At 67.6% G+C, this 14543-nt stretch carries 16 protein-coding genes; 10 read left to right on the forward strand and 6 right to left on the reverse strand.

Going from position 1 to position 14543, the window contains the following annotated elements:
* Positions 1-94: 94 nt before the first annotated feature.
* On the reverse strand, positions 95-1063 hold the full coding sequence (locus MAY35_RS13785; RefSeq protein WP_238421854.1) for a hypothetical protein: 969 nt from the start codon (positions 1061-1063) through the stop codon (positions 95-97).
* Positions 1064-1127: 64 nt separating this feature from the next.
* Positions 1128-1652 (reverse strand): helix-turn-helix domain-containing protein, encoded by a 525-nt coding sequence (locus MAY35_RS13790; RefSeq protein WP_238421855.1) that lies wholly within the window; start codon positions 1650-1652, stop codon positions 1128-1130.
* 74 nt (positions 1653-1726) lie between these two features.
* On the opposite strand from MAY35_RS13790, the gene MAY35_RS13795 reads away from it, so the two are divergent.
* The gene (locus tag MAY35_RS13795) at positions 1727-2905 is read left to right on the forward strand and encodes a benzoate/H(+) symporter BenE family transporter (RefSeq protein WP_238421856.1); all 1179 of its coding nucleotides are present in this window, start codon (positions 1727-1729) and stop codon (positions 2903-2905) included.
* Between the two features lie 206 nt (positions 2906-3111).
* Here the strand turns inward: MAY35_RS13795 and MAY35_RS13800 are convergent, their stop codons facing one another.
* The 3 genes from MAY35_RS13800 to MAY35_RS13810 are packed head-to-tail and all read right to left on the reverse strand — an operon-like array spanning position 3112 to position 5575.
* Complete coding sequence (locus MAY35_RS13800) at positions 3112-3963, reverse strand: polyphosphate kinase 2 family protein (RefSeq protein ID WP_238421857.1); 852 nt, start codon at positions 3961-3963, stop codon at positions 3112-3114.
* Complete coding sequence (locus tag MAY35_RS13805) at positions 3960-4778, reverse strand: SDR family NAD(P)-dependent oxidoreductase (RefSeq protein ID WP_238421858.1); 819 nt, start codon at positions 4776-4778, stop codon at positions 3960-3962. Before MAY35_RS13805 ends, MAY35_RS13800 begins: the two co-directional genes overlap by 4 nt.
* The gene (locus tag MAY35_RS13810; protein ID WP_238421859.1) at positions 4775-5575 is read right to left on the reverse strand and encodes a TetR/AcrR family transcriptional regulator; all 801 of its coding nucleotides are present in this window, start codon (positions 5573-5575) and stop codon (positions 4775-4777) included. Before MAY35_RS13810 ends, MAY35_RS13805 begins: the two co-directional genes overlap by 4 nt.
* Before the next feature lie 41 nt (positions 5576-5616).
* On the opposite strand from MAY35_RS13810, the gene MAY35_RS13815 reads away from it, so the two are divergent.
* The 6 genes from MAY35_RS13815 (at position 5617) to MAY35_RS13840 (ending at position 11452) form a co-directional block, all read left to right on the forward strand.
* A complete protein-coding gene (locus MAY35_RS13815) occupies positions 5617-6957 on the forward strand; it encodes a DUF445 domain-containing protein (protein WP_238421860.1) in 1341 nt (446 codons plus the stop codon).
* Between the two features lie 178 nt (positions 6958-7135).
* Positions 7136-7624 carry a helix-turn-helix domain-containing protein gene (locus tag MAY35_RS13820; protein WP_238421861.1) on the forward strand — a complete coding sequence of 163 codons (489 nt, stop codon included), beginning with the start codon at positions 7136-7138 and terminating at the stop codon, positions 7622-7624.
* Between the two features lie 3 nt (positions 7625-7627).
* Positions 7628-9019 carry a heparin-binding hemagglutinin gene (locus MAY35_RS13825; protein WP_238421862.1) on the forward strand — a complete coding sequence of 464 codons (1392 nt, stop codon included), beginning with the start codon at positions 7628-7630 and terminating at the stop codon, positions 9017-9019.
* A gap of 68 nt (positions 9020-9087) precedes the next feature.
* Positions 9088-9411, forward strand: coding sequence for a DUF2516 family protein (locus MAY35_RS13830; protein ID WP_238421863.1), 324 nt, complete (start codon positions 9088-9090; stop codon positions 9409-9411).
* Positions 9412-9417: 6 nt separating this feature from the next.
* Positions 9418-10281 (forward strand): MerR family transcriptional regulator, encoded by an 864-nt coding sequence (locus tag MAY35_RS13835; RefSeq protein ID WP_238421864.1) that lies wholly within the window; start codon positions 9418-9420, stop codon positions 10279-10281.
* A gap of 55 nt (positions 10282-10336) precedes the next feature.
* Positions 10337-11452 carry an alpha/beta fold hydrolase gene (locus tag MAY35_RS13840; RefSeq protein ID WP_238421865.1) on the forward strand — a complete coding sequence of 372 codons (1116 nt, stop codon included), beginning with the start codon at positions 10337-10339 and terminating at the stop codon, positions 11450-11452.
* A 13-nt stretch (positions 11453-11465) separates the two neighbouring features.
* Here MAY35_RS13840 and MAY35_RS13845 read toward each other — a convergent pair whose 3' ends face one another.
* Positions 11466-12575 (reverse strand): UDP-N-acetylmuramate dehydrogenase, encoded by a 1110-nt coding sequence (locus MAY35_RS13845; RefSeq protein ID WP_238421866.1) that lies wholly within the window; start codon positions 12573-12575, stop codon positions 11466-11468.
* A 38-nt stretch (positions 12576-12613) separates the two neighbouring features.
* Between MAY35_RS13845 and MAY35_RS13850 the strand changes: the two genes are divergently transcribed.
* The 3 genes from MAY35_RS13850 to MAY35_RS13860 all read left to right on the forward strand — a co-directional run bounded on the left by MAY35_RS13850 (position 12614) and on the right by MAY35_RS13860 (position 14542).
* Entirely contained in the window at positions 12614-13120 is a 507-nt protein-coding gene (locus tag MAY35_RS13850) for a DUF2505 domain-containing protein (protein ID WP_238421867.1), read from the forward strand.
* 9 nt (positions 13121-13129) lie between these two features.
* Entirely contained in the window at positions 13130-13642 is a 513-nt protein-coding gene (locus MAY35_RS13855) for a DUF2505 domain-containing protein (protein WP_238421868.1), read from the forward strand.
* Positions 13643-13843: 201 nt separating this feature from the next.
* Complete coding sequence (locus tag MAY35_RS13860; protein ID WP_238421896.1) at positions 13844-14542, forward strand: class I SAM-dependent methyltransferase; 699 nt, start codon at positions 13844-13846, stop codon at positions 14540-14542.
* The last annotated feature ends 1 nt before the right edge of the window (position 14543 follow it).

Genomic DNA, 14543 nt, shown 5'->3' on the forward strand with positions numbered 1-14543 from the left:
ACCGACGCCCCCGCCATTGTGCGGGGGCGTCGGTCGTTTCGGATCGGGTGCCCGCCTCCCGCGGCCGTGTCTCCGTCGCGCTGATCAGATCTGATCAGCGCGACGGAAGTGGCGACGCGGGAAGGGCGGGCATGAGTTCGAGATCCACGAGCCAGGTGCGGAGCAGGTCGAGGAACGAACCGTCTTCGAGTATCGCCCAGGTCCAGCGCACGACGATCGGACCGAGTGCCCGGATCTCGTCTTCGCGGAGTTTCTCCTGCACGATCACGTCGGCAACGGTCTTGCCGGCTTCCCGGAACCGGCCGTACTTCACCATCCCGTCGAACTCGCCCACCAGCTTGCCTTCCCAGTCGAAGTCGGCGCGATAGACGCCGCTCCGCCCACGGAACTCGTGCTGTAGGCGCGGCGTCGGCAGGTGCGCGTCGATCATCTGCGCGCGACTCCAGGACTCGCCGACGCTCTCGGCCGCCTTGTCGGCGAGGACCAGAGCGCGGCGCGCAACTCTTCCGCCTTGCCGACGACGCGATGTGAGGATCGTGTCCATGACCTCTCGATCGGCACCTGCACGCAGCGCTTGGTCGAATGCGGTGAGCGCTTGTGCGAAGTCGCCTCCGGAGGCCACATCGACGGCGGTCCGCTCCAGGCAGGTGACGAGCACATCGTCGACGACGACGAGCTCATCGTCCGACAGGGGTGCCGCGTGAACGTGGCGATGGGTGGCGATGAAACCGCCGGCCATCTTGCCGTTGGTGACGTGAACCCGCGTAGTGTCCGGCTTCAGCAACGGGATGCCGAGCACGGCCGCAGCGGAGGCATGACTCAACGGCAGCGTAGGTCCCGTCGTGGTCTGGGAGGTCGCGACCGCGATCGACTTGAGCCGGTGCAACTCCTGGGCACCGTCATGCCCGGCGAAGCCGTCGGAGTTCGAGACGAATACGCCGGGAACGAGGCGAATGAGATGGCCGGCGGCAACTGCTGACGCGAGTAGGTTGTCGGAGAACGCTGCTTCGAGAGCGTCTCCACGGCGGATGAGACCGTGCCGGTCCAGTGGGTAACTGATCATCTCTGTTCGACGCAGACGGCGTCGATTCGGATCCATCGCGTCATGCCCGACCCTCCCGCGGCCGTCAGGGCGAACGGATGGTGAGGACTGCGAGGGCACCGTCGTCGCTGCGGTAGGTGTGCGCGGCATCGGAAAGCCACTGCAGTGATTCGCCTGGCCCCGCGGCGCGCTCGTCGCCGACGGGTCCGGCGACCAGGTGGCCGCTGACGACGTGGACATGCTCGACGACGCCTGGGCCGTGCGCGGGGGACTCTCGGATCCCGCCCGGGGTCACGCGTAGCCAGAAGACTTCGGTGACCGACCCGTCGTCGTGGTGCTCGACATGCAGCAGGCGGGCAGACAGGTGCGGACTCGCGCCCTCGGTGCCCGTGTCCTCGCCGAGCAGGGCGGTCAGCGGAACGCCGAGGGGCCCGGCCACCGCATAGAGGGTGTCCAGCGTCGGATTTCGTTGGCCTGCTTCGAGTTCGGACAGTGAGCCCTTGCCGATCCCGGCTTCCCGGGCCAGCGCGGACAGGGACAGCCCGCGACGGTGGCGCAGGGTGGTGATCCGGGTGCCGACCGAGCGTCGTCGGTCCTCGCCGTCGGTCATCGTCGTGGTCACTGTCCTGTCGGGGCCGCCTGGGTGTGTTCTGTTTACGGAACGATACCGGTTATGCTCGCGGCATGACCAGTCCCGGATCGTCGGCGCGAAGCGAGCCGATCATCGCCGGCGTCGTCACGTCGCTCGTCGGATTCACCTCGTCCTTTGTCGTGGTGGTCACCGGCCTGCGCGCGGTGGGAGCCTCGCCGGCTCAGGCCGCGTCGGGTCTGCTCGCGCTCACGGTGATGTTCGGTCTCGGGACGATCCTGTTGTCGCTGCGCACCCGCCGTCCGGTGACATTGGCGTGGTCGACGCCGGGGGCCGCGCTCCTGGCGTCGATGGGGACGTCCTACCAAGGCGGTTGGTCCGCGGCGGTCGGCGCGTTCCTGCTCGTCGGCGTTCTGGTCCTCGCGACGGGCCTCGTGCCGGCCCTTGGTGACCTGATCGGCCGAATCCCGACGCCTATCGCGCAGGCGATGCTCGCCGGGGTACTCCTCTCCCTGTGCCTCGCGCCGATGAAATCCCTGGCCGTGCAACCATGGTCGACGCTGCCGATCCTGATCGTGTGGCTGCTCGCGATGCGATGGCTCACCAGATGGGCTCTGCCGCTGGCGCTGGCCACCGCGCTGATCGCGATCGGCGTCAACCTCGCTCTGGACGGATACGACGGCTGGGCGACCGCCTCGTGGCTGCCCCGACTGGCCTGGACGACACCGAGCTTCGACGCCGCGGCCGTCGTCGGACTCGCGGTACCGCTCTACCTCGTCACGATGGCATCGCAGAACGTGCCGGGGGTGGCCGTGCTGAAATCGTTCGGTTACGAAACTCCCTGGCGCCCGGCCATGTTCGTGACCGGAGCGGGAACGGTCATCGGCGCGCCGTTCGGTGGTCACGCGATCAACCTCGCGGCACTCTCGGCTGCGCTGGCCGCGGGACCGGAGGCCGGCGCAGACCGGTCACGACGCTGGATCGCCGGTGTCGCAACGGGTTCGACGAGCCTCGTGCTCGCCGTGCTGTCCGGGGCGCTGGTGACGATCACCGCGATCGCGCCGGACGGGTTGCTCGAAGCCGTTGCGGGACTGGCCCTCTTGGCGACCTTCGTCGCTGCCATCACCGGGGCATTCGACCGTGAGGAACTCCGCATACCGGCGGCACTGACCTTCGTGACCGCGGCGGCGGGTGTGACCTTCGCCGGCATCGGCGGGGCCTTTTGGGCCCTCGTCGTGGGTCTGTTTGCGCACGGAGTGCTACGCAGGAGGTGAGTTCAGCGGCGGGTCAGGCACGGCTCGTCGCTGCGCACTTCACCTGTTCGGCCAGCGCTGTGGGGTGGTGGCACTCGACGGTCTCGGCCGCACGGTCGACGGGAATGGACGCACGGTCGACGGGAATCGACGCACAGTCGACGGAAATTAATGCACGGTCGACGGGAATCGACGCACGGTCGACGGGAATCGACGCACGGTCGACGTCAGTCGGCGGCGGCGAGCCGCTTCTTCTCGGCCTCGACGTCGAAATCGGCTGCCGGCCAATCCAGGCGGAGGGCCGAGAGTGTGTGGATCAGCAGTTCGCACACCGCGAGACGCGCGAACCACTTGTGGTCGGAGGGGATGACGAACCAGGGGGCGGCGTCGCGGTCGGTGAGGTCGAAGACCGCCTGGTAGGCCTCGAGGTAGTCGTCCCAGTAACCGCGCTCGTCGATGTCTCCCGGGTTGTACTTCCAGTACTTGTCCGGTCGTTCGAGCCGTTCGGTGAGCCGCTTCTTCTGCTCGTCCTTGGAGACGACGAGGCAACACTTGATGATCGTCGTCCCGGACGCGACGAGGTCGGACTCGAACTTGTTGATCAGCTCGTAGCGTTTCTCCCACTCGGATCGAGGCACCAGTCCGTGCACGCGCACGGGCAGGACGTCCTCGTAGTGGGACCGATCGAAGATCCCGATCCGCCCGGCGGGCGGAAGGGCTCGGTGGATGCGCCACAGGAAGTCGTGCTGCAGCTCCTCTTTCGTGGGCTTTCCGAAACCCCGGACGGTCAGGCCCTGGGGGTCCATCATGCCCCCGACATGACGCACGATCCCGCCCTTGCCTGCGGTGTCCATACCCTGCAGGACGAGCAGTACGGAGCGGTGGTCACCCGATCGGCCGTTGGCGTACAACAACTCCTGCAGATCGGCGAGCACCTCGCCCCGCTCGGACAGGAGCCGGGTGCCCGCGTCCTTGTCGCCACGGAATCCCGGGGTCGTGTCGGCGTCGAAGTCGGCGATCGGGCCGATGGCGCTCGCGCGCAACGCGTCGACCGCGGGCATGGACCAACCGTTGCTCATGCCGATGTCTCCCGGCCTGCGGAGGGGGTGGCCGGTGGCGGGAACAACGGCCCGCCACCGAACGCATCGCGATGTGAGTCCGGCTGTGCACCATCGTTGTTGACGATGCCGTAACCCTCGCCGAGTTCAGCGGTCACGAGTGTGCGCCCGCTCAGGCCGGGCAGTTGCGGGTCGGAGGCCAGGCGCGCGATCACCCGGCCGACGAATTCGGGGTCCTCGGCGCGGGCCAGGGAGAAGCCGGCGAACTCCTCGACCCCGAGCGACAGCAGGAGTTCGGTGCGAATCAGACCGAGCCACAACGACACCGCGCTCACGCCCGTGCCGTCGAGCTCGACGGCCATGTCGGCCGCCATCTTGTCCAGGGCGGTCTTGCTCATGCCGTAGAGCACCGAGTGCAGGTGGCCACGCGAACCGAACGAGGAGATGTTGGCGATCAGGCCGCTGCCGGCGACGGTCATCATGCGGGCCGCGTGCACCGAGGCCACGTAGTGCGCTCGGAGTCCGACGCCGATGAGGGTGTCCCAGTCGTCGACCGGCCGCTGCCAGAACGGATCCGAGAATCCGCCGAAGCCGCGTGGTGCGGCCCAAGCGTTGTTGACGAGCAGGTCGAGTCGTCCGCTTGTCGTAGAGATCTCCTCGAACACCGCGGCGACGGACTCGTCGTCGGTGTGATCGCAGGCAAGAGCGACAGCGCCGTCCGGGCCGGAGCCCTTGCGTGACGTGACATACGTGGTCCACCCGTCGTCGACCAGTGCACGCGCGATCCCGAACCCGACTCCCCGGCTTCCGCCGGTCACGAGCGCGACGCGGCTCACGGCAGCCCGGGAGCGTCGGGGGACGCGTCGAAGAGCGTCGGCGGAGCCGCCACGAACGCCTCGCGGGAACCGTTGACCTTCCACACGCCGACCACGGCGCTCCACACCATCATGGTCAGATAATCCACGACTTCGTCCGCGTCGAGCGTGCGATTGGACATCCACCAGTCGACGACGTGCTGAATCCCCCCGACGAGCGCGTGCGACCACAGCTCGGCGCCCGTGGTGTCGGCGCCCCGTTCCGCCATGCGCATCTGGATGCTGCTCATGACCAGCTGGGTGACCAGCCGGACGGAGTCGGCGGGAGCCGGCGAGGAGGTCGGAGAACTGGCCAGTGCGAACCGGTACAGGTTCGGCTCGTCGTCGACGGCGTGGACGTACACCCCGATGATGGTGTGCGTGAGCGTGTACTCGTCGACGTCGTCGGCGATCGCCTCGGTCAGCCGCGGCCAGATGGTGGTCTCGAAGAAGCGTGCCGTGGTGGCGACACCGAGGTCACTCTTGTCGGTGAAGTAGCGGTACAGGACGGTCTTGGACACGCCGATGTGTGCGGCGATCTCGTCCATGCCCACATCGGCGCCGAGGTCGCGGACCGCGGCGATGACACCGTCGGTGAGTTCGGTGCGTCGAGCGAGCTTGTGCTTCTCCCAGCGCTGTTTGCGTCCGTCGGGTTTGGCCCCGGTCTCGGCGACCGACTCGGTCACCGAGGTCAGCACCTGTTCGAGACCGCGCGTCACATTGGCCGCGGCCGCCACTGCTGCGCGCGCGGCGGCCGCTGGTTTGGGGCGGTTGGCCATCACGCAGCCAGCGTAGTCGCTCGATGGGTGACACTGGTCCCATGGCATCGACAGTCATCCCAGGAGTCGCCGGTCAGCACGAGGGGCCGCCGGCAAAGGCGTCCTCGCCCGGTTTCGGTGAGAACGGCGCCGGCGACGCGGGCAGGCGCAAAGATCTGCGCAAGATGAAGGCGGTGGCGACCGGGTTCCTTGTGTTCGCCGCGATCGTCTACCTGTTCACCCGCTACCTCGAGCATCGGGACGGCACCGATGTGGCGGCGTGGGTCGGCTACGTGCGGGCGGCGTCGGAGGCCGGAATGGTGGGTGCGCTGGCCGACTGGTTCGCGGTGACCGCCCTCTTCCGTCATCCGCTGGGCATCCCGATTCCCCACACGGCCCTGATCCGGAAGAAGAAGGACGACATCGGAGATCAACTCGGGGGCTTCATCGAGGAGAACTTCATGACGCCCGACGTGGTGGTCTACCGCGCCGAGCAGTTGGACCTGCCGCGACGGTTGTCGACGTGGGTCGCCGACCCGCGCAACGCACCGCGGGTGAGCGGCGAAGCCGCACGGGCGATCAAGCTCGCCGCCGAGATGCTGCGCGACGAGGACGTCGAGCAACTCATCCAGGCAGCGCTGAAGTGGGCGGCCGAACCGCAGTGGGCGCCACCGACCGGACGCATCCTCGAACAGCTCATCGCCGAGGACCGGTTGGAGCCGGTCTTCCAGATGCTGTGCGATCGCGCCCACGAGTGGGCACTGGGCAGCCAGGAGTTGATCGACCGGGTGGTGGACCGCGACGGCCCGCAGTGGACGCCCAAGTTCGTGAACAACCTCGTGGGCGACCGGATCCATCGCGAACTGGTCGACTTCACCTACAAGGTGCGGGTCGACCCGGACCACGAGATGCGCCGGGCCATGCACGAATTCGTGGAGAAGTTCGCCAACGACCTGCAGCACGATCCCGACATGATCGAGAAGTTCGAGACCATCAAGCTCGAACTGGTCGGGCGCGACGAGGTGACCGGCGCCGCGTCGACGGCGTGGAAGACCGGCAAGGCCGTCATCGAGCAGATGCTCTCCGATCCCAACAGCACCCTGCGGAACACGTTGTCGGACTCGATCATCCAGCTCGCCGAGCGGATCCGCGACGACCGCCCGCTGCAGGAGAAGATGAACGGCTGGGTCGCGCGGGTGGCGCACCACGTCGCGGCGAACTACTCGCAGGAGATCATCTCGGTCATCACCGAGACGGTCCGCGGCTGGGATGCCGACGACACGAGCCGCAAGATCGAACTCCAGGTGGGGCGCGATCTCCAGTTCATCCGGATCAACGGCACCGTCGTCGGTGCGCTGGCCGGACTGGTCATCTACTCGACGTCGGTGTTGATCTTCTCGTGAGGGTCATCTCCTGAGCGCCGCCCACGGCAGGGACGCCCCGCGCATTAGCTGTGTGCTTGCACGGGTTAGCAGTGGTGTTGATACTGGGAGAACGGGCCGCATGTGGTCACCCGGCCCGTTTCGGTGAAGTCGGCCGACGGCCGAACGGCACCGGTGAGCCCACACGAACGGAGCGTTGATGCAGTCCGAGAAGGACGAGCAGTCCCTCGACGCGGAGGGCGCCGTCGAATCACGGGAGACGACAGCGGATTCCGACTCCGAGGAGTCCGGCGACGCCACCACCGCGATCGCCGTCGAAGCGGTCGAGGCCGTGGCCAACGCCGCTCAGGACATCGGCGCGTTCATCCGATCTCAGCGTGTCGCGGGCAAGGTCTCGCTGCGTCAGCTCGCGGAACGGGCCGGTGTGAGCAATCCGTATCTCAGCCAGATCGAACGCGGACTGCGCAAGCCGTCGGCCGAGGTGCTCGCCCAGATCGCCAAGGGACTGCGCGTGTCTGCCGAGGTGTTGTACGTCCGGGCAGGGATTCTCGAAGAACGGCCCGCGAGTCCGGTCCGTGATGCTCTGATCGCAGATGACTCCATCAACGAGCGTCAGAAGCAGATGTTGCTGGAGATCTACGAGTCATTCCGCAAAGAGAACACGATCGAGTCGACCGGCAGGGAGTAGCTGATGAGCGAGAATCCGTTGACGACAGCCGTGGGGCAGGTTGCTGCCTTGCTCGCAGACGTGCGTGAACGCGGCGAGGCCGCCGGCGAACAAGCCCAGTCGAGGCTTGCCGAGACTGTCGGTTCCACTCAGTCGAGGCTTGCCGAGACTGTCGGTTCCACTCAGGCGCGGGTCGACGACGCCCGATCGAAGCTTGCCGAGACTGTCGGTTCCACCCAGTCGAGGCTTGCGGAGACGGTCGGAAGTACGCAGTCCATCATCGAGTCGAGGATCGCCGGCACGCGCGACGATGCGCAGGCACGGCTCGACGAGGCTCTGGCCACGGCGCTGGCCCTGTTCGAGGAGGCCAGGACCAAACTGTCGGCCCTGCCGGTCGAATTGCCCGCGGAGATAGAGGAACTGAGGGCGAGGTTCTCGCCGGAGGAGCTGCGCAAGGTCGCCGAGGCGTACCTCGCGGTGGCGGCCGGTTTGCTGACCGCCTTGTCGGAACGACGCGACGAGGCCGTGGAGAAGCTGAAGTCGCAGCCGCTTGTCGGAGAGAATCTGCCGAAGCTCGAGAAGGTGTACAACGACGCCGTCGGGCTCACCGAGGAAGCGTTGGGGACGATCTCCGAACAGACACGCGCGGTCGGCGAGCGTGCGCTGAAGCTGGCCAACCGCACCGACGGCGACGCCGATGATGCCGAGGCTCCGAGAGGTGCGGGAATCCAGGCGACCGATGAGCTCCCGCCGAAGGCTGCGGCCAAGATCGCCGAGGTCAAGGCGGCCGTCGACCGGGCGCCGGTGGACAAGGCGCCCGAACCGCCGGTCACTCCCCAGAAGGCGACTCCCCAGAAGGCAACTCCTCAGAAGGCGACTCCCCAGAAGACGACACCTGACAAGGCCGCGACCGCACCTGCGACGCAGCCGGCCAAGAAGGCGCCGGCGAAGAAGGCGACCGGGGCAGGGACTGCCGCCAAGAAGGTGGCGCCCGCCAAGGCCGCCACCAAGAAGGCCGCGGCCGTCCGAGGTGCGGCCGAACGGGCTGGTGCCAAGAAGACGGCCGCCGCCAAGAAGACGGCCACCGCCAAGAAGACCGCCGCCAAGAAGTCACCTGCCAAGAAGTCACCAGCCAAGAAGGCGTCCGCGGAGAAGTCGCAGACACCCACGCCGGGCGCGAAGAAGGCTGGGCCGACGAAGACCGCCGCACGGAAGGCTCCGGCCCAAAAGGCTCCGGCCCAGAAGGCCGCCGCGACCGGAAGTCCCGCCGAAAAGGCTCCCGCCAAGAAGACCGCCGCCAAGAAGGCCGCCGCCAAGAAGACCTCGGCGCAGAAGGCGCCTGCCAAGAAGGCACCGGCCCAGAAGGCCTCGGCACAGAAGGCACCGGCGAAGAAGGCGTCCCCGAGCGCGGAGTGACGGCTGATCGGCCAGATGAGCGGTTCGCGTCGTAGGGTGTCGCAGCAAACCCGACCGGCGCGGCTACAGTGTTCGACGTGGACTTCTTCAGCGTATTGGCATATGGCCAGAGTCTGATCATGTTGACCTTGACGGTGGTCGCGGGTATCGCCTCGACCGTCGCGCTGATCCATGCGGCCATCCAGCGGCCGGACGCCTTCCCGGCGGTGGACCGGCAGAGCAAGGTCATCTGGGTGTCGATCCTCGCCGCCGCGACCCTGTTCATCTGGTTCTTCGGGGCGGTGAACTTCCTGGGCATCATCGGCGTGGTCGCGATGCTCGTCTACCTCGTCGACGTGCGCAAACGCGTCGACGACGTCCAGGGCAAGTCCTGGTTCAGCAAAAGGGCCTGACGCGTCGTGGCGGAATATCGGATCAATGACCTCGCGGAGGCCTCGGGGGTCAGTGTTCGCAACATCCGGGTCTATCAGGACCGCGGACTGCTCCCGCCGCCCACGATCCGGGGCCGGGCGGGTTGGTACTCCGACCAGCACCTCGTCCGGTTGAACCTGATCTCCAGGATGCTCGAGCGCGGCTACACCTTCGCCACCATCAGCGAGCTCCTCCACGCCGCCCACCACGGGATGCGCGTCGAACAGATCCTGCGCGGGAACCCGAAGGGTGGTCGGTTCCGGAACTTCAAACGTGCCGCGACCATCACGATCACCGAGCTGCGCAAGACGCTGAACGCCAGCGACCGGTCCATCGCGCTCAGCCAGAAGCTCGGTCTGCTGGCCAAGGACGGGGCGCACTACGCGATCCGCAACCCCGAACTCCTCGAGGGCGCGGAGATCCTGGTCAAACGGGGCATCGACATCGACGTCCTCCTCGACCGCTGGGTGCGGGTGCAGGAGGATCTGGAAGACGTGGCCACGAGCTTCGTCTCCATCATCACCGACCGGTACTTCGACGAGAACCTCCCGGACCTCGGCGAGGCGGGCGTCAGCGAGATGGCCGATCTCATCCAGACGGTGCGGCCGATAGCGCACGAGATCGTCGAGACGACCTTCCGCAAGGCGCTGGACGATCAGATCTCCAAGGCGATCGGCGAGGCCGCCACCTACTTCGACGCCGAGGTGCCCCCGTCGATCGTGTCCGACGACGAACAGCCCGATCTGGATGAGCCGGAGCCGGACCAGTCGGGCCAGGCGTCGTCAGACCAGGCACAGACGGACTACGAGACAACGGACATTGGTACATTGAACACCGATACGGGGCGCTGAGCCGGACTCGGCGCCGCACGGGGTCATGTCGGCCCCGAACAGGTGAGGAGTGCCGGTGAACACGAAGTCGTTGGCCAGTGCGGGTGGCATAGCCACCGCCGTCGGAGCAGGCATCGTCGGCCTGGGGGTGGGTACCATCCTCGCCGGCCTCGCACGAGAAGCGCTACGCGCCGAAGCCGCGGTCGACGACGGACCTGACGATCTGCTCACCGAACCCCGACATGCTCCCGAGCGGCTCGGGGTCCGCACGCCGGACGGCACCCTGCTCAACGTGGAGGTCTACGGCGACACCGCCGACCCCGCCTCGACCGACCCCGCCTCGGTCGACACCGGCGACGTCATCGTGATGGTGCACGGCTGGACCTGCAACACCGCGTACTGGTATCCGCAGATCAATCACCTGGCGGCCTCCGAAGGCGGAGTGCGGCGCGTGGTGGTCTACGACCAGCGCGGCCACGGGCGCAGTGAGCGCGGTCGGCGGCGCCCGACGGTCGCGATGCTCGGCGAGGACCTCGACGCCGTGATCGAGGCCGCGGTCCCCGCGGGTCGCCGTGCGATCCTGGTGGGCCACAGTATGGGTGGGATGACGATCATGTCCTGGGCCGCGCAGCATCCCGAGAAGATCGAATCGCGCGTCTCGTCGGTCGTGCTCGTCTCCACGGCGGCGAAGGCGGTCATGGACAACCACCTGCTGATCCCGGTGGACCTGCCCGTCTACGCCAAACCGTTCGCCCCCGCGGTGTCGAAGCTCATCACCTCGGTGCCGGTCCCGATCCCCAAGACGTCCTACGGTGTCCGCTTCTCGCACTACATCGCGCTCGGTCCCAATGCCCGGCGAGCCCATGTCGACTTCGTCGACGAGATGATCGGTGCCTGCCCGCCGCGTGCGCGCGCCGGATGGGGTTCGGCGATGGGCAAACTGGACGTCACCGCCGGCCTCGCGGCGCTGACGGTGCCCACCACCGTGGTCGTCGGCACCGAGGACCGGCTGACCCCCCGGCTGCATGCCGAACAGATGGCGGAGATGTTGCGGCGCAACGGTTCTCTGCGGGACCTCGTCGTCTATGACGGTGTGGGCCACATGTCCAGCATCGAGGCGGCCGAGCGATTCAACGAGTTGCTCGACCAGGTCGTCGCAGAGAGTTCGGGGGAGACCGAACGCGTGTCCTGAAGCCCAGCTGCGCTCAGAGCGTGCAGTTGACCAGCACGGGCTCGGGCCGGAGTGCAACGCCGAACGCGTCGACGACACCGTCTCGTACCTCCCGCGCGAGATCGAGGAGTGCCGCGGTGGTCGCGCCGCCCCGATTGGTCAGTGCGAGAGTGTGTTTCGTCGACAGTCGCACGGTGGAGTCCGGGCCGGGGTGGCCGCGGTGGAATCCTGCCCGCTCGATGAGCCAACCGGCCGACAGCTTGATCGCCGACGGGGCGTCGTCGGTGTTCGCGGGATCAGGGCCGGCGGGATATGCCGGGATGGCGACGTCGTCCCCGACGCGCGCGGCGATGCGCTCGAGTACCGAGGCGGCCTCGACGCCCGGGACGATCGGGTTGGTGAAGAACGAACCGGCACTCCAGGTGTCGAAGTCGTCGGCGTCGAGCACCATGCCCTTGCCGCGACGCAGGGCCAGTACCGCTTCGCGGGCGGTGCGGGCGTCGACACGTTCCCCGGGTTCCACGCCCACCCGGGTGGCGAGCTCGCGGTAGCGGATGGGTTGGCTCGCGTGGTCGTCGTTCAACCAGAAGGACACCGCGACGACCACGAAGTCGTTGCGGTGCTTGAGGTTGCTCGTCCGGTAGCCCAGCCCGAGCTCGCCGGGGGACACCCAGCGGAGGTTTCCCGAACGCCGGTCGAGTACCTGTACCGACCGGAGGATGTCGGCGACCTCCACGCCGTAGGCCCCGACGTTCTGCACCGGGGTCGCACCCGCCGCACCGGGGATGCCGGACAGGCATTCGAGGCCGCCGTACCCGGCCTCGATCGTCGCGGACACCAGGTCGTCCCAGCCCACCCCGGCATCGGCGACGACGTAGGTGCGGCCGGACTCCCGGCCGGCTCCGAACTCGACGCGGGCACTGGCCAACACGACGGCGGTGCCGTCGAATCCGGCGTCGGCGATCACCAGATTGGAACCGCCACCGACGACGAGGACGGGTTCGGATCGTTCGTCGAGCTCGAGGATGGTCTCGACGATGCCGCGGGTGTCGTCGCAGCGGATGATCTCGCGCGCGGGTCCACCCAGACGCAGCGTGGTCAGCTCGGCAAGTGGCGCGCTCAGCGGCGCCTGCGTGTCGGTCACGCCCTCAACGTTAACCGTCGCCCGGTAGCGTGCACCTCATGGCGAGCAAGCTGCAGCACACGGTGTCCTATCCCTTCTCCACCGCGCGACTGTGGGCGATCTACACGACAGAGAAGTACTGGCACGACCTGGTGGAGCGGATGAACTCCGGCCACGGGCACGTCGACAAGGTGACGATCGGCGCCGACACCGTCACCGTCGAGATCCAGCAGGGCATCCCGGCGGAGAAGCTTCCGTCTGCGGTCACCAAGATCATGCCCGGCGACCTGCGCATCCCGCGGAAGAACACGTATCGGCTGGTCGGGGACCGGATCGAGGGGGAGACACATGCGACCGTCGACGGCGCGCCGGTCCCGGTGAACGTGACGGGCACGACGCTCACCACGGGTGATCCGGCCGACACCGACAACCGCGCCGAGGTGTCGGTCAACATCCCGGTGTTCGGTGGCAAGATCGAGAAGTCGGTGGTCAGCGAGCTGTCCGCGCTGCTCGACGCCGAGCGTGGACACACCGTCGACTGGGAGAGCGAAAACCCGCTGACGTAGCCTGTCTGCATGGCACGACGGCTCAGCTACTCCGCTCGCTACACCCAGCCGGCGGAGAAGCTCTACCAAGCGCAGAGCATCAAGCAGTACTGGGACGACATGATGGCGGGATTCCAGATGATCTCGCCGCACTGCGAGGTCGACTCCTTCGTCTCCGACGAGACGGGTATCCGGGTGGTGCTCAAGCAGACCATCGGGCGGGACCAGCTCCCATCGCTCGCGCAGACGGTGATGAAGAAGGACATGGTCATCACCCGCGAGGAGTCCTTGGGACCGTTCGATCCGGACAACACCAAGGGCACCTACAACGCGTCGATCCCCGCAGGTCCGGGCAGTCTCAACGGCTGGCAAGAGCTGTTCCCCACCGACAACGGAGGCTGCACGATCCGTCGGACGAGTGAGGCCAAGGTCTTCGTGCCCTTCGTCAACGGCAAGCTCGAGCAGATGATCCTGATCAACCTCGTCGACCTCTTCCGCGCCGAGGCCGAGTACGCCAAGGACTGGGTCGACAAGAACTTGTGAGCCGTCTCGGTCGCACACCGTGAGCGAGAGCAGGCCCGGGCGCAGACCGTCGGCCGGGTTGCCGAGTGAGAATCGACGAGCGTAGTGAGGTACGAGCGCAGCGAGGAGGCTCGGAGCGAGAGCAGGCCCGGGCGCAGACCATACGGCCGGATCACGCGGGGCACGACGAACATCAATCGGTTGCGTCGGGTCGACCGCTGGATGGTCCATGAGCCCGCCGTGACAGCCGCGCTCGATGTCCCACGTCCCCTCGTCGTCGACCTCGGCTACGGCGCCCGCCCCGACACGACCGTCGAGATGGCCGGGCGACTCCGCAGGGTCGCGCCGGACCTCGAGATGGTGGGCCTGGAGATCGATCCCGAGCGCGTCGTCGAACCGCGGGACGGGGTGCGGTTCGGGGTCGGCGGCTTCGAGCTGGGTGGTCTGCGACCACGGTTGGTCCGCGCGTTCAACGTGCTGCGGCAGTACGACGAGGACGAGGTCGAGGCGGCCTGGGCACGGATGCGCGCCGCCCTCGCGCCGGGCGGGGTGATCGTCGAGGGTACGTGCGACGAGATCGGCCGACGGTGCACCTGGGTGCTCCTCGACACCGGCGGGCCGGTGAGTCTGACCCTGAGTTGGTCACCGGAACACTCGACGCGGCCGTCGGACCTCGCCGAGCGGTTGCCGAAGGCGCTCATCCATCGGAACGTTCCGGGCGAGAAGGTGCACGATCTGCTGGCGCTGGCCGACCAGTGCTGGGATGTCGCCGCACCTCTCGCGGTGTACGGCCCGCGGGTCCGTTGGCGTTCGGCACTCGGGTTGCTGCGGGATCGTGGCGTCGAGTGTGCGGTGCCTCGGCGGCGGACCTCCGACAATCTGCTGACCGTCCCGTGGTCGACGGTGGCACCGCTACTGTGAC

It is taken from the genome of Gordonia sp. 'Campus', from assembly GCF_022206305.1.
Classification (GTDB): Bacteria; Actinomycetota; Actinomycetes; order Mycobacteriales; family Mycobacteriaceae; genus Gordonia.